Source organism: bacterium, from assembly GCA_016789445.1.
In the GTDB taxonomy this organism is placed as follows: Bacteria; Patescibacteriota; Minisyncoccia; order Phycocordibacterales; family UBA2100; genus UBA10103.
Map to the genome: position 1 here is coordinate 219,244 of JAEUQT010000001.1, position 23,323 is coordinate 242,566.

Here is a 23,323-nt window from a genome sequence, read left to right on the forward strand (position 1 = left end):
TGTTTAGCCACGGATTTCGACAAGCGTACCCGGGCGACCTGGGATAGCACCGGAGATCATAAGCGTATTGTTTGCGGCATCGATCTTGAGGACCTTGAGGTTCTTGACCGTGATGCGATCGCCGCCCATGCGTCCCGCCATGCGCATACCCTTCACGACGCGACCACCTGCACGACCACCGCCACCGATGCTGCCCGGTGCGCGCTCCTTGTTCTTCTGACCGTGCGAGCGAGGACCTCCCTTGAAACCATGGCGCTTAACGACGCCCTGGAAGCCCTTACCCTTCGAGATTGCAGAGACCGCAACGACATCACCTTCCGTGAAGTTCGAGACGTCGATGGTTGCACCGCGCTCCGAAGCTTCGGTCGTGCGGTATTCGCGGATGTGGCGGACAGCGCCCAAATCCTTGAGATGGCCCTTTACCGGTGCGGAGAGGTTCTTCTCCTTGCGCTCCCCTGCGCCTACCTGGATAGCCTGGTAGCCGTCCTTCTCGATGGTCTTCACCTGGGTCACCTTCATCGGGGTAGCAGTGATGATCGTCACCGCAGAAACGGTGCCTTTGTCATCGAATATCTGGGTCATACGACCCTTCACGCCGAGCATGAATTTCATAGTTTTTGAATGAAAAAACCGCGCACTAGCGCGGGATTCTGGGAATTCCGGGCCAGTGGTCCCTATGGGGACATGGGTGCCTCGTTTGAGGTCGCCGAAATATACACCACACTCTTAGGAAACGCAAATGTCCGGCCTATTCGGTCGGCTGCGCCTTCCGGCGGTTGCGTATGAGGAAGGTCGCTACCCCACCCAAGACGAGAAGCAGGGCCAAAGCTGCTATAGCGAGGGCGTTGCTGGTGGTAAGGAGGGGCGGGTCGTAGACTGGGATTTCAGGAGTATTGAAGGTCGAACTGCGGGCCTCGAGGTAGTCCGAAGCAGCTCCCTGCTCTTGCGCCTCGACCGCAAGGGCGTCTACCATCGCCTCCACCTCGGCCTCCGTCATGCTTGAAGAGCGTGGATCATTCATGATGTCCGCGCGGATAGCTTCGCGGAGCGCCGCGTCATCCTGTTGCGCTCCGGCCCAGAACGGCATGAGGGCGATGATGACGAAGAAGAGCGCGAGGCGACGAGTGAGAGCCATATACGCAGCAGTATATCCCCTTGCAGGGGCCAGAAACGAAAAATCCCCGTATTCTGGGGATTTTTCAGGGGTCGTCCGATGGACTACATCATCTTCACGTCGATGGAGACGCCGGATGGAAGGTCGATGTTGGTGAGCGCCTCGATGACCTTCGCCTCAGGGTTCACGATGTCGATCATGCGCTTGTGGACGCGCATCTCAAACTGTTCACGGGAATCCTTGTCGATGAACGCCGAGCGGTTCACGGTGTACTTCTTGATGTCGATCGGGAGCGGGACTGGGCCGATGACGGTTGCGTTGTAGCGGGAAGCAGTATCGATGATCTGCTTGACGGAACGATCCAAGACCGCGTGCTCATAGGCACGTACTTTGATGCGGAGGCGGCTTCCGCCGTCCCCCTTCTTCGCGCTCTTCGCGCGCTTAGCTGTCTTGGTCGCTGTCATAGAACTTCGCGAGTATGCCCTACCCGAGGGAAAAACGCAAGTTCTAGGCCACATTGACAGGGGTGCCCCTTCCCCTATTTGCTGCTTGCCCGATCGATCCAGCGCATGGTAGGTTCTTCGCAGGAGGCAACATGAGGCAACCTGATATCGCGCTTGCGGCTTATCTGCTCGACTTCATGCGTGGCACTTGGCTGGACTATTCATGGTCTCGCGAAGCGCGGCGATTCCTTCCGAGCCTCTTGCTCGGCGTGTACGTCTGGCACCGGCGCGGCAAATACCCGACGATGCGTGACGCTGCAGCATTCATGCATGCGGATCCGGCGAGCAGCGGACCGAAGTACATCCGTCAAGCAGCAGACGCCGGTCTCATACGGGTCGAGAATCATCCGCGAGACAAACGGAAGTACATCCTCTTTCCGACAGAGAAGCTGATGCATCTCATGGATAAGGAGCTCACGAAGATCGGAACCGTCGCGCAGTAATGCGCGGCGGTTTTCTATTTGAAAAGTGACTTATACCCACCCAAGAGTCCTGCCAGCCATTGGTCATGTAGCGACAGAAAAGATGCAGCGCGATGGCGCAACGGAAACACACTACCGCACCGCGGATTCGATCGTGTCTTTCACCTTCTCGACGAGCGAGCCTTCTTCATGCATGTCGTTGGCTTCGTCGTTGATGCCGCTCTCTGCAAGCGTCGTCAGCTTGTCGTTGGCCGCGCTTTCCTCATCGAGCGTCTCTTGGAGGAGATCGACGACTTCCCTATGCCCCATCTCTTCCGCCCACGCTTTCGCCGAGCCGTACCCGGCCATCTCGTAGTGTTCGATGTACTGCGCTGCGGCGATGAGCGAGGCATCACGCGCTTCGGCATCTTTGATGTTGGCGATGCACCATGCGGCGTCTTCGATGAGACCATCGATGGCGGCGGATTTCTCCATCATCTTGCCGGTTGCACCGAGCATCCCGAGCGCTTGTGCGAGGCGATCCTTCTGTACGCGCGTCTCATCGAGATGCGTCGTGAACGCCTGCTTCAGCTGCGTATCCGATGCAGCCTTCGCCATCTTCGGCAGCGCTTTCATGAGTTCACTCTCGGTGTAGTGCAATGCTTTGAGCTTCAGGATGAGGAGATCGTGGAGGGTCGAATAGTTGGACTGCTTTTTCTTGGTGGTTGCCATATGCGTATTTCGAATATGAGTAATACGCCAGTTGTATAGGCCGGCTATGAACCCGAAGTGAAAGAGCCCGCGGCGCGTGAGCGCTGCGGGCGATGGTCAGTCACGAAACGGCGAGCCGCCACGTGGTGGCTTCGGAGGAGGCGCTTTCGAGTACTCGTCGAAATACTGCCCCCACATCGATCTCGGGAGATTTATTCGCGCACTCCCGCCCGGAGCAGGAACGAACGCAGTTACGGTGCATCGCGCCTGCACATCGGAACGATTATTGATCTTCCGGTAGCTGGCTGTCGCAGCCTTCATGGCTTTTTCGAGCGAGGGCCGCGATCGTATCGTGACCTCCTTTTCGTCGGACCAACCGTCATGGAGATGTACCGAGAAACGTACTCGCTCGGTATTTCGACGCATCCGCAGATGACGTAACGACGACTTCGTCTCGCGCAGCTTCTGTGCGTAGAACTTCACATGCTTCGCGAGCTCACTCTCGAGGAACGTATACATGTCCATGCAGACCTCCAATTTCAAACTGGCCAGACAATAGCAGAACCCCTCCCCCTATGCTAGGGTGCCCGCGGGAATGTTCAGAAAGGAGCAATTGATGGAACGCATCATTGATACCGAAGTCGAAAGGAACATGGAGTTCCTCAGGACGAACTCCTATCCCGGACGCGGATTCATCATGGGCCGATCGCCTGACGGTGACTCTATCGTCCAGGTGTACTGGCTGATGGGCCGCAGCGACAACAGTCGTAATCGGCAACTGGTGCAGGAAGATCATCTCGTGAAGACGGCGCCGATCGATCCTAAGAAAGTCAAAGACCCTTCGCTCATCATCTACAACGCGATGCGCGAGGAAGACGATCGATACGTCGTCTCGAACGGCAAGCAGACCGACACCATCTTCAACGCCGAGAAGCACCTCGGCAGCGGTTTCCGCGAAGCGATGTTCGAGTGGCAATACGAACCGGATGAACCGAATTACACTCCCCGCATCACGGCGATGTATGACCGGTTCGCCGGCGGCAGACGGCCCGCATTCCAGATCGCAATACTCTCGCGCTCGCTCTTGGGAGAGTGCGTCCGTACGTACTACGAGTACGAAGTCATGCGACGCGGATACGGGTATTGCGTCCATACGTACGACGGAGACGGCGATCCGTTGCCGTCGTTCTCGCAGCATCCGTACCTGATGCGTATCAAGAGCCGCATGCCAGCACGGATCGCCCTGCAGATCTGGCAGGCGCTTGATCCCGACAATCGCATCGCGATTGCGGCGAAGGTAATCAATCAGGAAACAGGCAAATCCCTGACGCATATCATCAACCAGTACTGACGAAGGCCCTGCCATTTTGGCAGGGCCTTTTACTTTTCTTACTTCCCTATTTCAAGTACTTATCGAGGAACGCGACGGATTTCTGCCATGCGTCAGCGGTTTCTTTCGGTGCATGATTCGGATTCGACGGATTCGCGAACGCGTGACCGACGCCCGGATACATATAGATCTCGTTCTCGACGCCGAGAGTATTCAAAGAATCCTCGAACGCTTTCACGGTCGTCGTAGGAATCGCCTGGTCGGCATCACCGAAGACGCCCATGACCGGCCACTTGATGGGAGAGAGCTGTTCGGTGGTCGTCGGGATGCCGGAGCCGTAATACACAATCGTTGCATCAAGCTTTTCGCCTGAGATGGCGAGATTCACCGACTGCCTGCCACCGAAGCACCAGCCCCACGAGGCGATCTTCGTAGCACCGTTATCGCGGAGGTATTTCACTGCGGCGCGGAGATTCGCGGTTCCCTCTTCCTGATTGAACTGCGACGAATACGCACGCGCTTCCTCCTGTGTCTCGAGCACATTACCTTTGTAGAGATCCACAGCGAGCACCATGTATCCCTCCTTCGCGAGATCCTCTGCCGTCTTCTTTATCTCCGGTCTGAGTCCGCGGTTCTCGTGGATGAGGACGACTCCCGGATAGGTGCGATCGTCTGCAGGACGCGCGAAGTAGCCGGTCGCATTCCCGAAGTATGCGACGTCTCCGGCCGTGATCTCTGTGCTGTCAGAATTATTGTTCATAGTTTGCGAGCCATTCGAGTAATACCAGTAACCTCCCCCGAGTGCAATGAGCGCCACGAGCGCAAAAAGGTACTTCAACATATGCCGTAACAATACATCATGAACCGCACGCATGAAGATTGGGAGAATGGCGCACGAAAAAATCCGCCTCTCGGCGGATTTTTTCGTGCTGAATCCTAGAGGGATTAGGCAGTGATCTTGGTCACGACGCCTGCGCCGACCGTCTTGCCACCCTCGCGGATAGCGAAACGCATCTGCTCTTCCATCGCGATCGGACCGACAAGCTTCACCTTGAAGGTGACAGTGTCGCCCGGCATGACCATCTCGACGCCCTGTGCGAGGGTAACCTCGCCGGTGACGTCCGTGGTGCGGATGTAGAACTGCGGCTTGTAACCGGTGAAGAACGGTGTGTGACGACCGCCTTCCTCCTTGGTGAGGATGTAGACCTCAGCATCGAACTCGGTGTGTGGCTTGACGGTGCCCGACTTCGCGAGGACCTGGCCTCGGTGGACATCTTCCTTCTTGAGACCGCGAAGGAGGATACCAGCGTTGTCGCCTGCCTGACCCTGCTGAAGGGACTTGTTGAACATTTCAACGCCCGTCACCGTGGTCTTCGCAGTGTCCTTGATACCGATGATCTCGACTTCTTCGCCGACCTTCACGACACCGCGGTCGATACGACCGGTGACGACGGTTCCACGACCTTCGATCGAGAAGACGTCTTCGATAGCCATGAGGAACGGCTTGTCGAGTTCACGAGCCGGCTCCGGGATGTATTCATCAAGTGCCTTGATGAGCTCCATGACCTTACCCGACCACTCGTTACCTGCATCCGGATTCTCGAGCGCCTTGAGGCCCGAGCCGCGGATGACCGGTGCATTCTTACCATCGAAGCCCTGCTTGTCGAGCAAGTCGCGGATTTCCTCCTCGACGAGATCAACGAGCTCCTTGTCATCAACCATGTCTACCTTGTTGAGGAAGACCACGATCTTCGGCACGCCAACCTGCTTCGCAAGAAGGATGTGCTCGCGGGTCTGCGGCATGACACCGTCAGTCGCTGCAACCACGAGGATGGCGCCGTCCATCTGAGCGGCACCCGTGATCATGTTCTTGATGTAGTCGGCGTGGCCCGGTGCATCCACGTGCGCGTAGTGACGCGTCGGCGTCTCGTACTCCGAGTGAGAGAGCGAGATGGTGATACCACGCGCCTTCTCTTCCGGTGCCTTGTCGATCTCATCGACACCCTTCGTCGTCGCCGAGTAGCCGTTGCCAGCCTTCGAGAGGACGGTGAGGATCGCTGCGGTGAGCGTCGTCTTGCCATGGTCGACGTGACCGATGGTTCCGACGTTCACGTGCGGCTTCGTTCGTGCAAATTCTCCTGCCATATGGAATTGAATAATTACCTGCTAAATAATTTGCCAACGCGTTAGAGTGCTCCGGTATTTTCTTCGCTTTTCCCCTCCCTGCTTATATGCGGGTCGCTACGCCGCACAGAAAGAATAGGCAAAGAAATACGCACAGAGCGTGCGTGCCTGCATACTACCAAAACTCCCATGGAGCGCAAGTGAATAACCGCCCATTTCAGCCTGTATTTGAGCCCTTAATTGCTGACAGAGCCCTTCACGCGCGAAGAGGTGTTCCCGCCGAGCCAGGTGAGGGCGCGATTATTCATGTCGATCGCCTTGCCAGCGGCCCCGCCGTTCGCTCCTGGATGGCTCCCTCCGCTACCGGTCCCACCTTTCGTGCCGGACGCACCGAAAGCCCCTCCGTCGCCACCCATACCATAGATACCCTTCTCACCTCCAGCGCCGCCGCCAGACGTCGTCCCCGAAGCCCCCTTCACACCAGCACTTGTGTTCTGCGAAGAACCGCCCGCGCCACCCGCCGAGCTTGATGGCCCGGATGCCCCGCCACCGCCACCATTACCTCCCGTTGAAGCGCCTTTTCCGTACGATGCCCCACCCCCACCGCCTCCACCCCCACCGCCGTAGATATATCCGCTCGAATTATTGATGCTGAGCGGATACGACATGGAAATCGCCGGACCTCCTGCCGCACCTGCCTGTGGGCTCGGCGGATTCGATGAATTAGCATCGCTACCATCGCCGCCCTTGCCGCCTTTGCCATAGATACGCCCTTTATTTATGACCGTCAGTGTGGTGCCCGTCGGCCAGCAGCTACCCGTCACCAGTGCGGCATTCGACGTGTTCGTCGAATAAACATCGACCCCTGACTCGATGACGAAGATGTAGTCCCCGGGAGCAGTCGGATTGCCGGCGAGCGTGCACAGATTCACATTCGACCTGTCTGCAGTGATCGTAACCGTCGTCGCACACGAACCTGCCGTCACGCCCGCAGGAGGGTTTGTATAGAAAGACTCCCATTCAAGGGCGCTCTCGGTCGGCACATAGACACTCGCGCCCGTCGCACTGTTGTTCGTGACGTCGCGGCACACGGTATGCGCCGTGATATCCAAGCTCGCTGCATTGTTGACCGTGTAGTTATCCGACGCGTCGATGACGATCGCGAAGAGGGAGAGGACGACGATTGAAGTGAGGGCTGCCGACAGCCTGTTGTGCATATTAGTTCCACGTCACGATGACGCGACCCGCGCCCCCGCGGCCGCCGTCCTGTGCAGTGCCATTTCCCCCTGCTCCTGCTGCCCCAACTACAATGGTGACCGAACTACCCGGCGTATAGGTGCCTGAGGTATAAGTACGTGTCGAATACGAACCGCCGCCGCCGCCTGAGGCAGGAATAAACACGCCAGTCTTCATCGTATAGAGCGCAGCTCCTCCCCCTCCACCACCTGGTGCACTTCCAGGATTACCCGGGCCTGGATCCGAGCTCGGGAGTGCAGCCCCACCAGCACCGCCGTTGGCGCCATTACCCCCCTTTCCTGCGGTGGTGCCTGCTGCGCCAGAGGTATTCGTTGTTCCGCCAGAAGCAGTGCCGCCCGCACCTCCTGCTGATACAGTTGCGCGAGCACCGCCTCCCGCAATCACTGCTGAAGCCCAGCTCGATGTTCCGCCATTGCTTCCACCCGCGATATTCGCTGCTCCATCTTTGCCACCGCCGCCACCGCCGCCACCCCACACCTGCACCGTGATGGAATTATGCTCGGGAACCGTAAAGGAGTATGTGCCCGCAGTGCTAAAGGTCTGGGATCCGGGTGTTACGCACCCGGATGCCGTTACGCCTGCGGGAGGATTGGTATAAAACGACTGCCACTCGGCGTCTGTCTGTGTCGGAACATACACACTCGCCCCCGTCGCGCTTGCATTTGTTACCTTCCGGCACTCGGTATGTGCAGTGATGCTCTGATTGGTACCGTAATTCACGGTGTAGTTGTCGGAGGCGTCGATGGCGATTGCGAAGAGCGAGAGCATCGCCACGATCGTGAGGCCTGCTTGAAGGTGCCCACGCATACGCCTATCGCGCCGCCTTCAACGCCTCGATTTCCGCCTTAAGACCGTCAATCTCAGACTGCTGCTCCTTCACCGCCTCGATGAGCGGCGCGATGAGCGCGTCGTAATCAACCGACTTGATGCCATCGCCATCCGTGATGACCGCTTCGGGCAATACCTTCTCGACATCCTGCGCGATCACACCGGCGGACGCCTTGCCGCTTTCCTTCCATGTGAAGAGGACGCCGCTCAGCTTCTTGACGATATCGAGTCCCTTGATCGGGCGGACATCCTTCTTGAGACTTGCATCCGAGGTGTGGAAGTATCCTGCAGCATAGACATTCCCGCCGAGATAGGTCCCACCTGCATACTCGCCGTTGTAGTTCAGATAGATGCGGTCGGTGGAGATGACGCCGAGCAACGCCAGGTTGCGCGCATCGCCGCTGGCAGTCGTGCTCCCTCCTTGCACCCACACATCGTACGATGCATTCATCTGTTGCATGATCGCACCATAGTTTGTGAGCGTGCTCACTGAGAGCGCACCGTTCTTCACCTGCGCCGTCGCACTCGTATTGATGGGGGCGGCAACGTTGCTGTTCGGCGCCGTACCGGTCGGTCCTGTCCACGCGTACGCAACAACAGTACCGAAAAGAACGAGCGCGACTGCCGAAGCAGTGAGGTGGCTGGCGGTGAGAGTTGCGATACGGGTCATACGTGATGGTTATGTATAAAAATAATAAATAACGATTAGAGTTCCTTCCACGATGGATTCGAGAAGACGGTCGCTCTCTGGGTGAGCGTGCCTCCCGGTCCGGTGCACGAAAGCGTGTACGTGACGCTGCCGCGGATGGCACCGGTCACACAACCGTTTCCTGAGTGTGTGCACGAAACTGCTGCTGAAGAGGTGGCATTCCAGGTGTTATTGAAATCAGGACTGTTCTCAGTAACTGAGCACGACGTGGCATCGCGGACACTCCAGAGGACAACAACGGTGCCTCCCGGACGCACGAGGCGTGGCTCGATGGAAAGCTCATCTCCTGGCGCCGTACTTGGTGCCGGAGGGGTGACACATGCACCCGAGCTGCATATCAGTGATCCTCCACACGCAACCGGCACCGCGCCCTGGCATGCCGTCCGGCGCGTCGTTGAACTGACACAGCTGTACTGTGTCGAGCACTGTGGATTCCACGTCGTTTGTACCGGCGTCGTGCCGGCACCGAAACTGAGCCAGCCGATATTCATATCTCCCCAGGCATAGCCGGTAAACGTATCCCCCGCCTGATTCAGCGTCGGTCCATAGTTCGTACCACTCAAACTGATGAATCCGTCCCATCCCCCGCTCTGGGAATCAGAATATGCGAGCGCGCGAAGCCATCCCTTGAGTGCGTACTCATCCATGCGCGCCGTACATGGCGCCGTCGGGCATCCGGTGAGATTCGCGCTCTGCGCGCTGATCCAGCCGATATTCTCACTCCAGGCATAACCGCTGATGGCACCGTCTGCCGCGATCGAAAGACCGTAGTTGCTCGTGCCGCAGGTACCGAGATTCGAACAGTTGAGACTGATCCAGCCGATCGTGTCGCTCCAGGCGTAGCCTGTGAGCGGCGATGCGGCTTGCGAGAGCGTCGGCTCAGGCGCGATGAAAAAAGAGACCGCAATCGTAGCTACGACTGCAATCGCTAGGATGTACTTCTCCCCTTGCGCGGCGAGATATCGCATATATTACTGCTGGCTCAGAGCCTCGAGGACGCGGAGCTTCTCTTCTTCGGATATTTCATCCGGCTCGTCCGATGCACTGAGCTCATTGAGAATGCGCGCCTTTTCTTCCACGGGCACATCGGAAAAGACTTGATTGGCGAGACGCTCACGCTCATCCTGCACCGTAGGCTGCATGAGCGTTATGACCAACGCCAAGACACCGACCGTTGCAAAGAGAACGCCGATAGCAAGAATGCGTCGTGCATTCTTATCAGAGCCGATTTCCATCTGGCAATAATACCGCGCTTCTGCGCACACCTTATGAAGACTGGGGATTACTAATCTCTTTCATGAACTGACGTCGCGCGACTTCGTATATAATCCGAGCGATGAAGCGCGGACACTCCTTCGACATGCAGGGCCTTAAGTTCGCGGGCAAGTTCCTCATCACGCTCGCGTTTGTATTCACGGCGGTACACTATGGGACCGCCATCGCTTCGGATCGTCTCGTTGCCGTTGATGAAAGCGGAACGACAGCAGCGGAAGCAGAGCTTAAATATCTCCAAGAGCGCCGTCAGAACCAGCCACAAGACGAGAAAGAGATGCTTGAGAAGCTTCAGAAGTATGAAGACACCCTCTCAACACGCACCATCGGCACAGCCTCAATCGACACCATCGCCCAAGCGCACGAACGCATGATCGCCGCGGATCTCACGAACATGAAGCTCTACCTCTTCGAGAACGGTCATGCGACCGCAACACTAGATATCCTTTCTAAAGGAAAGCGCGGCTCCCGCTGGGAGACGCCGACCGGCCTCTACAAGATAGAGAGCAAGGAAAAAGACCACTTCTCGTCGATCGGCGAGGTGCACATGCCCTACTCGATGCAGTTCTTCGGCAATTTCTTCGTCCACGGCTGGCCGTACTACCCGGGTGGCGAGCCGGTACCCGAAGGCTACTCCGGTGGCTGCATCCGTCTCTCGACGGAGGATGCGGAAAAGGTCTTCGAATTCGTGAAGCGCGGGACTCCGATTTTCGTATGGGAAGACGGAGCGGCCTCAACCACAGAAATGACACTCTCGAAGGCGCCGGTCCCTCGCGTAAACGCGAAAGCATTCATCGTGGCGGATCTTCATACGGGAGATGTATATGCGGAAAAGAATGCCGAGATAGCCTACCCTATCGCATCGGTGTCGAAGCTTCTTACGGCGCTCGTCGCCAACGAGACCATCCACTTCGATCGCACGCTTACCGTCAACGGTGACGACCGCGCGCAAACTGATGGCACACCAGGCTCTATCGTGAAGGGAGATACTTTTACCGTGGGCGAGCTGCTCTATCCCCTTCTCATGGAATCGAACAACTCCGCCGCCTACACGCTCGCGCGCTACAACGGTCAGGAGAATTTCGTCGGCTGGATGAATGACAAAGCGAAAGCGATCGGCATGGACAAGACGCACATGAAAGACCCGTCGGGCATCTCTCCCGAGAACGTCTCCACCGCAAGCGATCTTTTTAAACTGATGCGCTATATCGAGGACAGCCAATCCTTCATCCTCAATCTCTCGCGCGAACCGGAGAAGAAACTCAAGGCGGAGAACGGTCGCACGTATACCTTCGCCAACTTCAATCACTTCGCCGGCAATAAGGACTTCTTGGGCGGTAAAGTCGGCTATACCAACGAAGCCCGCCAGACGATGACCGCCGTCTTCGAAGTACCGGTGCGCGGTGCGACCAGCACCATCGCGATCGTCATCCTCGGCTCCGAAGAGCGTAAGAACGACGTCGAGAAGCTGCTCAGCTGGTTCAAACGCAACGCCACACCGCTTACCATCTAATGAAAAACCCCGCTTGAAAGCGGGGTTTTTCATTCTGCATCCAGAGATTACTGACGGGATGCGATGACTTCGTCAGCAACGTTGCGCGGGACGACGGCGTAGTGCGAGAACTCAAGGTTCGGGACCGCACGACCTTCCGTAAGAGAGCGGAGCTGCGTGGTATAGCCGAAGAGTTCCGAAAGCGGGACCTTTGCGACGACAACGCGTGCCTGACCGCGCTCACCCATCGATTCGATGAGACCGCGCTTCGCGTTGATGGAGCCGGTGACGTCACCGAGGAATTTCTCCGGAGTAACGACTTCGAGCTTCATGACCGGCTCGAGGAGGACCGGCTTCGCCTGCTTCATAGCGTCCTGGAACGCATTGAGCGCTGCGAGCTTGAAGGCGATTTCCGAGGAGTCGACATCGTGCGCGGAACCGTCGTACAGGTCGACCGAGATATCGACGACCGGGAATCCGGCGAGAACGCCGCGATCCATGGCTTCCTTGAGGCCCTTCCTGATCGGCGAGATGAATTCCGCCGGGATGACGCCTCCCTTGATATTGTTGATGAATTCGAAGTGGTCTTCGCGATCGACGTTGTTCTTGAGCTTCTCGCCTTCGACGAGCGGCTCGAGCGGCTTGATCTTGATCTTCACGTGACCGTACTGACCACGACCACCCGTCTGCTTGATGTGCTTGTATTCGACATCGGCGGTGCCTTGGATGGTCTCGCGGAATGCGACCTGCGGCTTGCCGGTCGTCGCTTCGACGCCGAACTCGCGCTTCATACGGTCGACGAGAATCTCGAGGTGAAGTTCACCCATGCCGGAGATGATGGTCTCCCCTGTTTCCTCGTCAGACTTAACGCGGAACGTCGGGTCTTCGTCAGAAAGACGGGAGAGCGCGATACCAAGCTTCTCCTGGTCGGCCTTCGTCTTCGGTTCGACGCGCATGGAGATGACCGGCGTCGGGAAGACGATGCTTTCAAGTGCGATCGGATGTGCCTGATCACAGACCGTGTTACCGATCTTCACTTCCTTCATGCCGACGAACGCGGCGATCTCACCTGCGTACACGACTTCGACTTCCTCGCGCTTATCTGCCTGGAGGCGGACGATACGTCCGACGCGCTCCTTCTTGTTGTTCGCCGAGTTATAGACAGTGTCTCCTGCCTTCACCGAGCCTGAGTAGACGCGGAAGAAGGTAAGCGCACCGACGAATGGGTCGACCTGGAGCTTGAAGACGAGCGCCGCGAACGGACCTTCGTCGCTCGCAGGACGTGTCTCTTCTGCGCCGGTGTCGGTGTTGATACCGGTTGCTGCCGGAAGATCGAGCGGTGATGGGAGGTAGTCGACGACCGCATCAAGGACGAGCTGCACGCCCTTGTTCTTGAGAGAAGAGCCGGTGAGGACCGGGAAGATCTCGTTGGCGATGACGCCCTTGCGGAGGTTCGCCTTCAAGACATCAAGCGGAATCTCCTTCCCTTCGAGGTAGTCGTTCATGAGCTTTTCGTCGTTCTCGACGATGCGCTCGACGAGCTCGCCATGGAACTTCTTCGCATCATCCATGAGCTCAGCCGGGATGTCGTAGGCGATGACTTCCTTACCCATCTCGCCTTCGAACTTATATGCCTTCATCGAAAGAAGATCGACGACGCCGTTGAAATCGCCCTCTGCGCCGATCGGGATCTGGAGGCGGACCGCCTTCTTGGAGAGACGGTCAAGGATGGATGCGTACGACTTCTCGAACGAAGCACCCGTACGATCGAGCTTGTTGATGTAGCAGACACGCGGCACTTCCGCTTCTTCAGCGTAGCGCCAGTTGGTCTCGGACTGCGGCTCGACGCCGGCGACGCCGTCGAAGACGACGACTGCGCCGTCAAGGACGCGCATGGAGCGCTTCACCTCTGAGGTGAAGTCGATGTGGCCCGGGGTATCGATGACGTTGAAGCGGACCTTCGCGGAGGTGTCGGTTCCCATGTAGGTCGGGTTCCAGAAGCAGGTGATCGCCGCCGCGGTGATGGTGATGCCGCGCTCGCGCTCCTGTTCCATCCAGTCGGTCACCGTCGCGCCGTCGTGCACTTCACCGATCTTGTGGCTCATGCCGGTGTAGAACAGGATGCGCTCCGACGTGGTCGTTTTTCCGGCGTCGACGTGCGCCACGATCCCGAAATTTCGTACTTTCTCCAACGGATAGTCTCGACTCATATGATTTTAATAACGTGTAATTAACTACGTGTGGCGCACGGCGGTGGAAAGGGGTCGGGAAAACTCTAGTTTTCCCGTGTCGGAGAGCAGGGCGGCGAGCGAAGCGTTGCCGTCCGTTGAGAACCGAGGGTTCTCAAGGAGCGGCTCTGCCGCGACGACGTGTGCGACGATTCCGACCCGTCCTTTCCAGCAGTCTTCATTAAAAAGAAAACCGCCAAAGGCGTCCCCACAATGTACGGGAAATCGAGGGAAATGCAAGAAATTCCTTCACCATTCGATCTCTGTATCCCCCCTCTTTTTCAGGTATTCATTCGTCTTTGAGAACGGCTTCGAGCCGAAAAAACCATTGTGTGCCGAGAACGGCGACGGGTGCGCACTCTCGATGACGAAATGCTTCGAGCGGTCAATGAAACTCCCCTTCTGCCGCGCGTAATTCCCCCACAATATGAAGACAATCCCCTCTCGCTCATCGTTCAGTTTCCGTATCGCCGCGTCGGTAAATTGCTCCCACCCCTTACCTTGGTGCGAACCCGCACTCGCGGCGCGCACCGTGAGTGTTGCATTGAGGAGGAGCACTCCCTGCTTCGCCCAGCGCGAAAGATCGGTGTCATGCGAGACCTCGTGCCCGAGATCACTCTCGATCTCTTTGAAAATGTTCTGCAGCGAAGGCGGCGGACGCACGCCGGGATTCACGGCGAAGCAGAGCCCGTTCGCCTGCCCTGCTCCGTGATACGGGTCTTGTCCGAGGATGACGACCTTCACCTCACTAAAAGGCGTCAGATCGAACGCGCGGAAGATATCCTTGGGTGCCGGATACACCGTGCTTTTCGCATATTCTGCATGCACAAAATCGGTGAGCCCCCCGAAGTAGGGCTCACCGAATTCGCTCTCCAATTTTTCTTTCCATCCGCCACCGATCTTCACCTCTCGTGTCATTCTTGTATGGTACGGCGAAGGCGGGCGAATGACTATCCTCCGATGACACCGAGAAGCCAGAGCACGATGATAAGACTGACCGGGACTCCGAGGAGCCATAAAATGATAGGCATGTACGCATCGTATCGACCCTGCATGAAGCGCACGTGATAAAGAAAAATCCCGTCTTTCGGCGGGATTTCTCGTTTGGTTTCTTGGAACTACCACGCGAAGTGCGCGAATGCCTTGTTGGCTTCTGCCATGCGGTGCGTCGTCTCCTTCTTGGTGACGGCTGCACCTTCACCCTTCGCAGCTGCCTTGATCTCATTGAGGAGGGACTCTGCCATCGGCTTACCCTTGGTGCTTTCAGCTGCATCCACCATCCAGCGGAGGCCGAGGGCGAGGCGGCGCTCAGGACGAACCTCACGCGGAACCTGGTAGTTTGCACCACCGACGCGGCGGGAGCGGACTTCCACCGACGGAGCTGCATTCTCGAGCGCCTGCTCGAAGATCGCAACCGGATCGCCGTCCTTCTTCAACTCCTCGAAGACGGTGTAGACGATCTTGCGCGCGGTGTCCTTCTTGCCGCGCTCCATGACGTAGTTGATGAGCTTGTGCACCTTGACCGATCCGTAGATCTCGTCCGGAGCTGGCATGTTTCGATTCTTAACAGGGCGTCGCATATGAGTGATTACTTAGCTGCCTTAGGCTTCTTAGCACCGTAGAGGGAGCGGCCGCGGCGGCGCTTCTCGATACCTGCGGTGTCGAGCTTGCCGCGCACGATCGTGTAGCGAAGACCGATGTCCTTCACGCGACCACCACGGACGAGGACGACCGAGTGCTCCTGGAGGTTATGGCCTTCACCCGGGATGTACGCGGTGATCTCCATGCCGTTCGAGAGGCGGACACGGGCGATCTTACGGATAGCCGAGTTCGGCTTACGAGGGGTCTTGGTGGTTACCTTGGTGCAGACACCACGCTTGAATGGCGAGTTGAAATAGGTTGGGCGATTTTCGAGTGTATTGAAACCACGACCAAGTGCGCCGGTCTTGGACTTGTAGACGCGCTTGCCGCGTCCCTTACGTACGAGCTGATTGATGGTAGACATGTTTTCTACAAAAAACGCGCTTTTCAGCGCTCGGTGAGTGTACTATATCGCTCTATACAAAGCAAATCGCGGAGCCTAGGGCTCCGCGACACCTTACGTCCGAGGTAAGGGGATGCAGTGGACACGAGTAGCCCCGTGGTAGATCGGCCCACTAAACTCCTGGCCTATCTTGTCCGTCTTCCCGTCAAGCGCGGCCTTAGCGGCTTCACATTCCACTTTCGGTATTCGCGTCGGCGGCGGGACGGCTAAGTTGCCACTTCCCCCATATGCCAACAAGACCATTAGGACGTATTCAGTACCGCCCATCTTCTCCTCCATTGAGTAGCACAACCGTCGCCACCCTAGCACCAGCATCAGACCCCGGCAAGATAACGGCTCACGCTATAGACGAACGAGCTGAATGCGCTCCCTGCTATCAATATAAAGAGGATGACCAGCCCGAATCCTAGGAAGGGGTTGTATTCCAAGCGAGCACGCCATTCGTCATAGCCCCTGCGTGCGCCATGCGGGAGGAGTGCCGAGAGGATCTTTGAGCCGTCCAGGGGCGGGATCGGGATGAGGTTGAAGATGCCGAGCATGACGTTCACGAGGACGACGAGGAAAACCACCGCGGCCACCTCCTCTGGCAGGACACCCAAACGTATGGTAATCGCTGCCACAATGGCGATGAGGAAGTTCGACAAGGGTCCTGCAAAGGCGACGATCGCCTCCCCCCAGCGTGGGCTGGCCTTCAGATTGTAGGGGTTATACGGTACCGGCTTCGCCCACCCGAAGAAGATCGGCGACCCGGAGAGCGCGAGGATGAGCGGCAAGAGGAGCGAACCGAACGGGTCGAGGTGCGGAATCGGGTTCAGAGTCAGTCTCCCCGCATAGCGAGCGGTCGGGTCCCCGAGCTTATCGGCCGCCACCCCGTGCGCCACCTCGTGGATGATCGCGCTGAACATGATGATGGCAATGAGGAAGAGTGCGTCGATGAAAGCCATTGGGAGGAGTGTACCACGCCCTATGAAGGACGGATTTTGCATTTTTTGGCCCTATATCGTATAGTTCCCCCCACATATGGCACGGGAATGCGTCATCACAGGTAAGAAGAGCCGCGTCGGCGGTGGCTATTCGAATCGCACTCGTGCGACCAAATTCAACCCTACCGGTGCGAAGCGCCGCATGGTGAACATCCAGAAGAAGACCGTCTTCATCCCGGAGCTCAACCGCAAGGTCATCGTCAACGTCTCGGCGAAGGGCCTGAAGACCATGAAGAAGCGCGGCGTCTACAAGACCCTCCGCGCCGCCGGCCTGGTCAAGTAACCCCTCCTCTCAAAACCAAAGACCGCTCGAGAAATCGGGCGGTCTTTTCGTTTTCAAGCTTTGATGTAGCCGAACATGATGCCCAGTATGAAAAGTACACACAGGGCGACGCCGATCAGGCTCGTGAGCCGCGGATACCGGCTCAACAGCACGTCGAACATGGTTTCCTCCATTCTTGTATCCGGATTCTTGGTGATCCACGGATAATCCTACGCCTCCCACGGCGGAAGTCTACTCACTTCCGCACTACTGTTTTCCCGTCAGAAACGAATGTAATGCTCCCGTCTTCACAGGTATCCAATGTCGGCACGCCATGTTTCGCGAACATCTCTTTCACCTCGTCGTGCGGATGACCATACGAGTTATCGCACCCGCGGCTATAGACCGCATATTCCGGCGAAACAAATCCGACGAATGCGAAAGATGAGGAGGTGCGCGACCCATGATGCCCCGCTTTCAGCACGCTCGATTCAAGAATCTTTCCATCGAGGCGCACGAGATAATCCTCGATTTCTTTCGGCGAATCCCCTGTCAGCATGAAAGCCGTCTCGCCGTACACAAGCCGTGCGACGATGGAGCCGGTATTCGTTTCGATTCCCGGCACGCTTCTATCGGGAAACAAGATCTCGAGTCGAGCCCCCTCTCCTACATCAATGACCTGTCCGCGCTCAGCAACCAACCGCTCTGCACCTTCTGCGGCAGCCGCCTTCTCGAACGCCTGAGCATCCGCCCCTTCTTCGTCGCGCACGCTCGATTCGATGACAAGACCCACGCGATATCGCTTGAAGACATCCGGTAAACCACCGATATGGTCCGCATCCGGATGCGTCGCCAGAACCACGTCGATCGTGCGGTCGTACCACGGCATCACCGTGGCGAGCTGTCGGATGACTGACCGGTTCTTCCCGCCATCGATCAGCATCTGTCGCCCACCTGGAGCTTCGATGAAAATCGCATCCCCCTGCCCTACATCGAGGAACGAAACCCGCAGCTCTGGCGTCCGCATACCCCTCACGAGCGAATGTCCGACGATGAACGCCACCACCAGAAGGACCGAAATCGTGATGAAGAGGATGGCAGAACTGCGCTGCATCAGCCAAGTATAGAGCCATTTTCGAGACCTTGACTCTGGGAATGGACATGCTATACTTACAGCAGTTGTATAAGCCTGGTTATCCCATCGAGGCGCGGAAACGCGACTCTGGCATAACTGTTTGCTTGTACCTTTCGTTCTTACCAAAACACCCCGCTTGAGCATTGCTCGCGGGGTGTTTTTTCATGTTGCCAATCGTAAGAAGCGAGAGTATGCTACCTCCTTCGGGTAACCGACACGTTCATTCAACTTTGCAGGGAGAAAAATCATGCTTATCGCAATGACAGGCCTCGTCGGCGTAGCGCTGACCGGCACTTTCACAGGAGGCCTCTACGGCTTCGCCCATCAAGGCAAGAAATACTACGAGGAATCGAAGCGGGCCTGAGGGCGATCGCTTCGAAAATGTCCGCGCGCCGCGTTCCATCTGGGAACGCGGCGCTCTGTTTTGCTATACTTCACCTCGTTACCAGACTCCCTTAGTACCCTTCCGTACGTATATGAACCCCTACGAAGCAAGGACCTTTACCCTCCCTACCCTCGATGGCATCTCGCAGAAGTCTGTCGATGAGCACCTCGGTCTTTACCAGGGCTACGTAAAGAATTTCAACACCATCTCTACGAAGCTCGTCGAGTACGCGGCCGATAGCGAGAAGAACCAGCACGCACTCTCCGAACTCATCCGCCGCAAGTCATTCGAGTTCGACGGTATGCGCCTGCACGAACTCTACTTCGAGCAGTTTGAAGGCGGTGCACAGGCACTCGGCGCCTCTCCCCTTGCCGACGCCCTCAAAGCCGAATACCACGAATACTTCCAGCAGTACTTCACCGCTATCGGGAATATGCGCGGTCCGGGCTGGGCGATCCTCTATTACGATCCCATCGGCAAACGATTCCAGACCGGATTCGCCGGAGAACAGCACCAAGGTCACTTTGCGACACTTCCCATCATCCTTGCACTCGATGTATGGGAACACGCCTTCCTTTTGGACTACGGCGCCCTCGGAAAAGCGAAGTATATCGAGGCATTCTTCAAGAATCTGAACTGGAATGTCATCGAAACACGCTATACACAGGCATCGAAATCTTGAGCACTCCCGCTTGATGTGGTACTATATTCGAACCTTCGTTTGAAGGTCAGTATCAACTACAGAAGGACGAACCAGTAATGGTGACCCGGACTGTCGCTGCAAGCCACTGCTTGAAGCAAATGAAAGAGAAAGTCGGTGCAGCGCTCTATACGAACGAGCGCCCCTCTGAAGCGTTCATGACGCTCGTGGGCGAAATGCGTGCGCAGGAAGTCATCGGAACGGAAAGCGAACTGCGTGAACTCCGTCGCGAGATCGTGCGGGACGCAATCGGACTCCGATTGAATACGCATGCCGAAGTTCGTGCCTTGGTCCGACAGCTGGCTCAGAAGCATCAGTGCATAGAGCCGCGCGCAGCAGGAGTCGGCGGTTCCGCGATCGGACACCCCTTCGGCTACGGCCTCGGCCAATCGGCCCTCGCCTACCAGTAGAAGATACTCACGGCGGGATCTCAGGATCCCGCCGTTTTCTTTTTGTATACCACCCCGAGCGTAGCGTAGATAAGGCAAAGCAGCCACGCTCCGAACGCTGGCAACTGCACGCTCGATAGCGGCAGCGTCGCGAATGCTTCCGCGACATAGATCACATAGGAGAGGAGGACATATGCCGGAAATCCGAAGAACGGGGCGACGATACCGGTGAAAAGCCCGAAGAGAGCGGCGATGGCACTGAGAAGCATCGCCCACGGGATTACGATGAGCGCCAGAAGGTTTGCCGGCAAAGAATAGAGGCTGAGCATTCCATTCTGATAGAGGAGGAGCGGTACGACGGCGAGCTGCGTACCGATCGAGGCAGCAGCGATTTCGCGCAGCCCGAATCTCTCCGTGATTGGGACGAGATACGGTTCGATAACCGGCGTCAGGAATATGAGACCGGCCGTCGCGATGATTGAAAGCTGGAATCCCGGATCAAATACGAGCACATACGGATTCCAGATGATCATTGCCGTCGCCACCAGCGCGAGCGCACGCGACGCGAGATACGTCCTTCCTGTCGCTTTCCCTGTTATCGCGATCACCGCCATTGCTGCGGCACGCGTCGATGCCGAGGCGAATCCGGTGATGGCTGCAAAGAAGAACGCGACGAATCCCGCAAACCCGAGTCGCAACGCTTGCGGAGTACGCACCATCCAGCGCAACAACGCATCGACGACCACCATGATGTTGTATCCGCTGAGGACCACGATGTGCGTGAGGCCCACGATGCGGAATGTGTCAGATAATTCTTCACCAAGCCCGCGTTTATCCCCCACCGTGATGCCGCCGGCCAGTCCCGCCTGTGGTTCGTTGAGCGCATTCGCCAATCCATCGAGATACTTCTCTTTGGCACGGATCGCCCACGATTTGAGGAAGAATCCCTCGTTCTCACCAAGGAGCGTCACTTTCGCGAATGACATTTGGTACAGAATCCGGTCTTTTGCGAGAAAGCCCGGATACTCGAACACCCTACCCTCACCGGTCTCGAATGCTTCCGGCAATTCGAGCTTCGCTTCCGCACGCACGACATCGCCGTACGCAACTTCGGTATGGAGCGGTGCGACAACCAAAACCGCGACGCTATCGACCGTACTACTTGCCACCATCCGCACGCGCACCGGAATGCGTACATTGTTCTCGCGCGCATCAGGCTCGTCCTGCACTATCCCTTCGATCACCACCTTCTCCCCCACCACCGCATCGAGCTGCGGCTCACGTTCAACGATACCCGTGTGCATACGCGCTGCGCCGAAAGCAAAAGCTGAAAGCGCCACGCAGGTGAAAAGAAATGGAGCAGTATGCTCACGCCAATACGCAACCGCCGCGACAAGCGCGGCAAAGAGGAGGAAAAGAATCGTAAACCATCCGAACATCACAAACGTCCGCACGAAGACACCGAGTACGAAAAAGACGAGTACGAGCCAGAAGCGGATCGCCATCCACTGTAGCGTAGCAAAAGGGTGGCGGCCTCGATGAGAGGCCGCCGGTAGTATGTGGTTATCCGAGCGAGACGCGCGGAACAGGATGCGAAGCGCTTTCAGGTCGCTGCGATCCGGCGCGGCCCGTAGGAGCCGGAGCCGAATGCCTTCCTGATTGCACGCCACCTTCGAGCGCTTGCAACTTATCTTGCATAGTTGCCATGGAACTTCTCCTTGCATGCATCATCCCGCATCAGAGACCCATCGGCGGGATGACAAGAAGATATATGACAGGCCTGCTTGTACTTTAAACAGATGCACCGCGTCGTCAAGATGACGGCGCGGTGCGAGGTGATCACCAGCGATCGGATTGCATGCGATCCTCGGCAAGACTGATGTCTCGCCGCTGTGCGGGAGGCAGACCCCCGTTCAGTGAGGCGTTCCAGCGCACGAATTCATGCGCCATCATGCCCGCAACGATCGCCGCAGTGTATACCACGGAGATCTTCCCGCCGCAGCCATCGCCGTCGTTCTGAGCATCCGCATCAGGGAACCAGTAATGTTCCCAAAGCGCGATGTGGGCAGGATTATTCGGATCGATCGAGTAGACGACGCCATGTGACGCATCCATACGACCATCGAACACATAGCGCACATCAGCATTTCCTTTCAGGCACGTGTCCATGATGAGCTTACGATCACGCATGGTATCCACGCACATGAAGACGACGGGCGCGAGCATACGAGCTTCCCGGATGAATTCCGGCACGATCGAGACATCGACATCCAGCGATCGCCGCAACGCGTACGCGAGCGCCTCCACCTTAAGCTTCCCCACATCGCTCGACGCATATGCCTGATTCGCGAGATTATGCGATTCAAGCACATCGCCATCGACGAGCACGATTTCTCGCACACCGAGGCGGGCGATACTCCATGCGAGATGGCTGCCCAGGCCGCCGCAACCGATGATTACGATTGGATCATCCCACATCGCAGGATCAAAGAGCGGCCTATGCCGCGTCACATCAATCATTCCCCTTCTCCTTTCCATCCGGCTCGACCGGCCATTTCTCAAGACCGCCGGCCGGATACTGACTCGATGTGTCGACGATCCAGAGGGCGGATTCTACACCCCACATGGCGCGTGCAAGCCATCCCTCTTTGATCATCTGCATGATTTCCTCCCGACCATCGCGCATACACACGTTTCCTGCCGCGTTGATATGCGGATGATGATACTCAGATACGGTCTTCGTGAGGTTGTGGGCAGAAAAATAATGCTCTCCGATCTCCACGAGATACTCGCCGAGGCGGTACACTTTATCTTTCGTAGGAATCCACACAAACCTCGTCCGCGCCAGCACGAGACCTTCTCGGATCGCCACTTGAGGGAATACCTGCGATTTAACGAGCCGATCGAACTCGTCAGCGGCGGCGAGCGCGATCTGATCCTTCTTGTTAGGAGGCGCGAAATCTGCACACAGATTCCGGAACGCGTCTCGCTGGGCGAGATACGTCGTATCGTAGTCGCTCTTCATTACATGCTCCTTTCGCATTCAAAGAGCCTCTCAAAGAGGTATATACCCGGCATACGCGAGTGTCAAAACTACTCCTTCTTCTTATCGAGCTTCTCGAGGCCCAACAGCTTGAATACGAAATAGATGATGAATGCGAGGATGAAGAAGTCGATGAGAACCGCGATGAAATCGCCGATGAGGAAATTCCCGACCGCAAACGTCTTGATGCCGTCCGCACGCCCCAGAAGGAGGCCGACGAACGGATTCACGATGTCGGTCACGAATGCCGTGACTACTTTCTGCACCGCAGAACCGAGTACAAAGCCGATGGCGAGGCCCACCACGCCGCGCTCGCGCACGAATTCCACGAACCCCATGAAGGGACCGGTCTTCCGCGGCTCCTTCTCCCCTTCCGGCACTACCGTGAGTTCTTCTGCCATAGCGTCAGTATA

29 protein-coding genes are annotated in these 23,323 nt (G+C 57.2%); 6 read left to right on the forward strand and 23 right to left on the reverse strand.

Annotated features, from left to right (window positions below):
• Window positions 1-3 precede the first annotated feature (3 nt).
• The 3 genes from rplC to rpsJ all read right to left on the reverse strand — a co-directional run bounded on the left by rplC (window position 4) and on the right by rpsJ (window position 1,578).
• On the reverse strand, window positions 4-612 hold the full coding sequence (gene rplC, locus JNK62_01400; GenBank protein MBL8158173.1) for a 50S ribosomal protein L3: 609 nt from the start codon (window positions 610-612) through the stop codon (window positions 4-6).
• Between the two features lie 136 nt (window positions 613-748).
• A complete protein-coding gene (locus JNK62_01405) occupies window positions 749-1,135 on the reverse strand; it encodes a hypothetical protein (GenBank protein MBL8158174.1) in 387 nt (128 codons plus the stop codon).
• Window positions 1,136-1,218: 83 nt separating this feature from the next.
• Entirely contained in the window at window positions 1,219-1,578 is a 360-nt protein-coding gene (rpsJ, locus tag JNK62_01410; GenBank protein MBL8158175.1) for a 30S ribosomal protein S10, read from the reverse strand.
• 131 nt (window positions 1,579-1,709) lie between these two features.
• Here rpsJ and JNK62_01415 point away from each other — a divergent pair, with 131 nt between their 5' ends.
• The gene (locus JNK62_01415) at window positions 1,710-2,060 is read left to right on the forward strand and encodes a hypothetical protein (protein ID MBL8158176.1); all 351 of its coding nucleotides are present in this window, start codon (window positions 1,710-1,712) and stop codon (window positions 2,058-2,060) included.
• Window positions 2,061-2,171: 111 nt separating this feature from the next.
• On the opposite strand, the gene JNK62_01420 is transcribed toward JNK62_01415, so the two are convergent.
• A complete protein-coding gene (locus tag JNK62_01420) occupies window positions 2,172-2,750 on the reverse strand; it encodes a DUF892 family protein (protein MBL8158177.1) in 579 nt (192 codons plus the stop codon).
• 96 nt (window positions 2,751-2,846) lie between these two features.
• Window positions 2,847-3,254, reverse strand: a complete 408-nt coding sequence (locus JNK62_01425) for a hypothetical protein (protein ID MBL8158178.1) — start codon at window positions 3,252-3,254, stop codon at window positions 2,847-2,849.
• Between the two features lie 91 nt (window positions 3,255-3,345).
• On the opposite strand from JNK62_01425, the gene JNK62_01430 reads away from it, so the two are divergent.
• Entirely contained in the window at window positions 3,346-4,080 is a 735-nt protein-coding gene (locus JNK62_01430; GenBank protein ID MBL8158179.1) for an inosine monophosphate cyclohydrolase, read from the forward strand.
• Window positions 4,081-4,126: 46 nt separating this feature from the next.
• On the opposite strand, the gene JNK62_01435 is transcribed toward JNK62_01430, so the two are convergent.
• From JNK62_01435 to JNK62_01465, 7 genes are all read right to left on the reverse strand, one after another.
• Window positions 4,127-4,900: a dienelactone hydrolase family protein gene (locus JNK62_01435; GenBank protein MBL8158180.1), complete on the reverse strand. Its 774-nt coding sequence runs from the start codon at window positions 4,898-4,900 to the stop codon at window positions 4,127-4,129.
• Window positions 4,901-5,004: 104 nt separating this feature from the next.
• Window positions 5,005-6,204, reverse strand: a complete 1,200-nt coding sequence (gene tuf, locus JNK62_01440; protein ID MBL8158181.1) for an elongation factor Tu — start codon at window positions 6,202-6,204, stop codon at window positions 5,005-5,007.
• A 215-nt stretch (window positions 6,205-6,419) separates the two neighbouring features.
• Complete coding sequence (locus tag JNK62_01445; GenBank protein MBL8158182.1) at window positions 6,420-7,400, reverse strand: hypothetical protein; 981 nt, start codon at window positions 7,398-7,400, stop codon at window positions 6,420-6,422.
• Between the two features lies 1 nt (window position 7,401).
• A complete protein-coding gene (locus JNK62_01450; GenBank protein MBL8158183.1) occupies window positions 7,402-8,247 on the reverse strand; it encodes a hypothetical protein in 846 nt (281 codons plus the stop codon).
• A 4-nt stretch (window positions 8,248-8,251) separates the two neighbouring features.
• Window positions 8,252-8,938: a tail fiber domain-containing protein gene (locus JNK62_01455; protein ID MBL8158184.1), complete on the reverse strand. Its 687-nt coding sequence runs from the start codon at window positions 8,936-8,938 to the stop codon at window positions 8,252-8,254.
• Window positions 8,939-8,973: 35 nt separating this feature from the next.
• Window positions 8,974-9,945 (reverse strand): hypothetical protein, encoded by a 972-nt coding sequence (locus tag JNK62_01460; protein ID MBL8158185.1) that lies wholly within the window; start codon window positions 9,943-9,945, stop codon window positions 8,974-8,976.
• A gap of 3 nt (window positions 9,946-9,948) precedes the next feature.
• Complete coding sequence (locus JNK62_01465) at window positions 9,949-10,212, reverse strand: hypothetical protein (GenBank protein ID MBL8158186.1); 264 nt, start codon at window positions 10,210-10,212, stop codon at window positions 9,949-9,951.
• A gap of 101 nt (window positions 10,213-10,313) precedes the next feature.
• Here JNK62_01465 and JNK62_01470 point away from each other — a divergent pair, with 101 nt between their 5' ends.
• A complete protein-coding gene (locus JNK62_01470) occupies window positions 10,314-11,762 on the forward strand; it encodes a L,D-transpeptidase family protein (GenBank protein ID MBL8158187.1) in 1,449 nt (482 codons plus the stop codon).
• A 47-nt stretch (window positions 11,763-11,809) separates the two neighbouring features.
• On the opposite strand, the gene fusA is transcribed toward JNK62_01470, so the two are convergent.
• From fusA to JNK62_01495, 5 genes are all read right to left on the reverse strand, one after another.
• Window positions 11,810-13,951 (reverse strand): elongation factor G, encoded by a 2,142-nt coding sequence (gene fusA, locus JNK62_01475; GenBank protein MBL8158188.1) that lies wholly within the window; start codon window positions 13,949-13,951, stop codon window positions 11,810-11,812.
• A gap of 267 nt (window positions 13,952-14,218) precedes the next feature.
• The gene (locus JNK62_01480) at window positions 14,219-14,887 is read right to left on the reverse strand and encodes a uracil-DNA glycosylase (protein MBL8158189.1); all 669 of its coding nucleotides are present in this window, start codon (window positions 14,885-14,887) and stop codon (window positions 14,219-14,221) included.
• A gap of 200 nt (window positions 14,888-15,087) precedes the next feature.
• Window positions 15,088-15,549: a 30S ribosomal protein S7 gene (gene rpsG, locus JNK62_01485; protein MBL8158190.1), complete on the reverse strand. Its 462-nt coding sequence runs from the start codon at window positions 15,547-15,549 to the stop codon at window positions 15,088-15,090.
• Between the two features lie 8 nt (window positions 15,550-15,557).
• Window positions 15,558-15,974, reverse strand: coding sequence for a 30S ribosomal protein S12 (gene rpsL / locus JNK62_01490; GenBank protein MBL8158191.1), 417 nt, complete (start codon window positions 15,972-15,974; stop codon window positions 15,558-15,560).
• A 353-nt stretch (window positions 15,975-16,327) separates the two neighbouring features.
• Window positions 16,328-16,999 (reverse strand): site-2 protease family protein, encoded by a 672-nt coding sequence (locus JNK62_01495; protein MBL8158192.1) that lies wholly within the window; start codon window positions 16,997-16,999, stop codon window positions 16,328-16,330.
• Between the two features lie 34 nt (window positions 17,000-17,033).
• Here JNK62_01495 and JNK62_01500 point away from each other — a divergent pair, with 34 nt between their 5' ends.
• Entirely contained in the window at window positions 17,034-17,279 is a 246-nt protein-coding gene (locus JNK62_01500; GenBank protein MBL8158193.1) for a 50S ribosomal protein L28, read from the forward strand.
• A 235-nt stretch (window positions 17,280-17,514) separates the two neighbouring features.
• Here the strand turns inward: JNK62_01500 and JNK62_01505 are convergent, their stop codons facing one another.
• Entirely contained in the window at window positions 17,515-18,372 is an 858-nt protein-coding gene (locus JNK62_01505; GenBank protein ID MBL8158194.1) for an MBL fold metallo-hydrolase, read from the reverse strand.
• Between the two features lie 497 nt (window positions 18,373-18,869).
• Here JNK62_01505 and JNK62_01510 point away from each other — a divergent pair, with 497 nt between their 5' ends.
• Window positions 18,870-19,460, forward strand: coding sequence for a superoxide dismutase (locus tag JNK62_01510; GenBank protein ID MBL8158195.1), 591 nt, complete (start codon window positions 18,870-18,872; stop codon window positions 19,458-19,460).
• A 119-nt stretch (window positions 19,461-19,579) separates the two neighbouring features.
• Complete coding sequence (locus tag JNK62_01515) at window positions 19,580-19,888, forward strand: hypothetical protein (protein ID MBL8158196.1); 309 nt, start codon at window positions 19,580-19,582, stop codon at window positions 19,886-19,888.
• Window positions 19,889-19,908: 20 nt separating this feature from the next.
• Here the strand turns inward: JNK62_01515 and JNK62_01520 are convergent, their stop codons facing one another.
• The 5 genes from JNK62_01520 to JNK62_01540 all read right to left on the reverse strand — a co-directional run bounded on the left by JNK62_01520 (window position 19,909) and on the right by JNK62_01540 (window position 23,248).
• Entirely contained in the window at window positions 19,909-21,372 is a 1,464-nt protein-coding gene (locus JNK62_01520) for a ComEC/Rec2 family competence protein (protein MBL8158197.1), read from the reverse strand.
• Between the two features lie 58 nt (window positions 21,373-21,430).
• Window positions 21,431-21,574, reverse strand: a complete 144-nt coding sequence (locus tag JNK62_01525; protein MBL8158198.1) for a hypothetical protein — start codon at window positions 21,572-21,574, stop codon at window positions 21,431-21,433.
• A 132-nt stretch (window positions 21,575-21,706) separates the two neighbouring features.
• Window positions 21,707-22,387, reverse strand: a complete 681-nt coding sequence (locus JNK62_01530) for a ThiF family adenylyltransferase (protein ID MBL8158199.1) — start codon at window positions 22,385-22,387, stop codon at window positions 21,707-21,709.
• The gene (locus tag JNK62_01535) at window positions 22,380-22,892 is read right to left on the reverse strand and encodes a hypothetical protein (GenBank protein MBL8158200.1); all 513 of its coding nucleotides are present in this window, start codon (window positions 22,890-22,892) and stop codon (window positions 22,380-22,382) included. Before JNK62_01535 ends, JNK62_01530 begins: the two co-directional genes overlap by 8 nt.
• Before the next feature lie 68 nt (window positions 22,893-22,960).
• Window positions 22,961-23,248: an MscL family protein gene (locus JNK62_01540; protein ID MBL8158201.1), complete on the reverse strand. Its 288-nt coding sequence runs from the start codon at window positions 23,246-23,248 to the stop codon at window positions 22,961-22,963.
• Between the last annotated feature and the right edge of the window lie 75 nt (window positions 23,249-23,323).

Coding starts and splice junctions, on each gene's coding strand:
- tuf (MBL8158181.1), bottom strand. CDS start 6,204: ATGGCAGGAGAATTTGCACGAACGAAGCCGCACGTGAACGTCGGAACC.
- JNK62_01465 (MBL8158186.1), bottom strand. CDS start 10,212: ATGGAAATCGGCTCTGATAAGAATGCACGACGCATTCTTGCTATCGGC.
- JNK62_01430 (MBL8158179.1), top strand. CDS start 3,346: ATGGAACGCATCATTGATACCGAAGTCGAAAGGAACATGGAGTTCCTC.
- rpsL (MBL8158191.1), bottom strand. CDS start 15,974: ATGTCTACCATCAATCAGCTCGTACGTAAGGGACGCGGCAAGCGCGTC.
- JNK62_01495 (MBL8158192.1), bottom strand. CDS start 16,999: ATGCAAAATCCGTCCTTCATAGGGCGTGGTACACTCCTCCCAATGGCT.
- JNK62_01450 (MBL8158183.1), bottom strand. CDS start 8,247: ATGCGTGGGCACCTTCAAGCAGGCCTCACGATCGTGGCGATGCTCTCG.
- rpsJ (MBL8158175.1), bottom strand. CDS start 1,578: ATGACAGCGACCAAGACAGCTAAGCGCGCGAAGAGCGCGAAGAAGGGG.
- JNK62_01480 (MBL8158189.1), bottom strand. CDS start 14,887: ATGACACGAGAGGTGAAGATCGGTGGCGGATGGAAAGAAAAATTGGAG.
- rplC (MBL8158173.1), bottom strand. CDS start 612: ATGAAATTCATGCTCGGCGTGAAGGGTCGTATGACCCAGATATTCGAT.
- JNK62_01500 (MBL8158193.1), top strand. CDS start 17,034: ATGGCACGGGAATGCGTCATCACAGGTAAGAAGAGCCGCGTCGGCGGT.
- JNK62_01510 (MBL8158195.1), top strand. CDS start 18,870: ATGAACCCCTACGAAGCAAGGACCTTTACCCTCCCTACCCTCGATGGC.
- JNK62_01420 (MBL8158177.1), bottom strand. CDS start 2,750: ATGGCAACCACCAAGAAAAAGCAGTCCAACTATTCGACCCTCCACGAT.
- JNK62_01515 (MBL8158196.1), top strand. CDS start 19,580: ATGAAAGAGAAAGTCGGTGCAGCGCTCTATACGAACGAGCGCCCCTCT.
- rpsG (MBL8158190.1), bottom strand. CDS start 15,549: ATGCGACGCCCTGTTAAGAATCGAAACATGCCAGCTCCGGACGAGATC.
- JNK62_01460 (MBL8158185.1), bottom strand. CDS start 9,945: ATGCGATATCTCGCCGCGCAAGGGGAGAAGTACATCCTAGCGATTGCA.
- JNK62_01525 (MBL8158198.1), bottom strand. CDS start 21,574: ATGGCAACTATGCAAGATAAGTTGCAAGCGCTCGAAGGTGGCGTGCAA.
- JNK62_01445 (MBL8158182.1), bottom strand. CDS start 7,400: ATGCACAACAGGCTGTCGGCAGCCCTCACTTCAATCGTCGTCCTCTCC.
- JNK62_01535 (MBL8158200.1), bottom strand. CDS start 22,892: ATGAAGAGCGACTACGATACGACGTATCTCGCCCAGCGAGACGCGTTC.
- JNK62_01405 (MBL8158174.1), bottom strand. CDS start 1,135: ATGGCTCTCACTCGTCGCCTCGCGCTCTTCTTCGTCATCATCGCCCTC.
- JNK62_01470 (MBL8158187.1), top strand. CDS start 10,314: ATGAAGCGCGGACACTCCTTCGACATGCAGGGCCTTAAGTTCGCGGGC.
- JNK62_01530 (MBL8158199.1), bottom strand. CDS start 22,387: ATGATTGATGTGACGCGGCATAGGCCGCTCTTTGATCCTGCGATGTGG.
- JNK62_01425 (MBL8158178.1), bottom strand. CDS start 3,254: ATGGACATGTATACGTTCCTCGAGAGTGAGCTCGCGAAGCATGTGAAG.
- JNK62_01455 (MBL8158184.1), bottom strand. CDS start 8,938: ATGACCCGTATCGCAACTCTCACCGCCAGCCACCTCACTGCTTCGGCA.
- JNK62_01505 (MBL8158194.1), bottom strand. CDS start 18,372: ATGCAGCGCAGTTCTGCCATCCTCTTCATCACGATTTCGGTCCTTCTG.
- fusA (MBL8158188.1), bottom strand. CDS start 13,951: ATGAGTCGAGACTATCCGTTGGAGAAAGTACGAAATTTCGGGATCGTG.
- JNK62_01435 (MBL8158180.1), bottom strand. CDS start 4,900: ATGTTGAAGTACCTTTTTGCGCTCGTGGCGCTCATTGCACTCGGGGGA.
- JNK62_01520 (MBL8158197.1), bottom strand. CDS start 21,372: ATGGCGATCCGCTTCTGGCTCGTACTCGTCTTTTTCGTACTCGGTGTC.
- JNK62_01415 (MBL8158176.1), top strand. CDS start 1,710: ATGAGGCAACCTGATATCGCGCTTGCGGCTTATCTGCTCGACTTCATG.
- JNK62_01540 (MBL8158201.1), bottom strand. CDS start 23,248: ATGGGGTTCGTGGAATTCGTGCGCGAGCGCGGCGTGGTGGGCCTCGCC.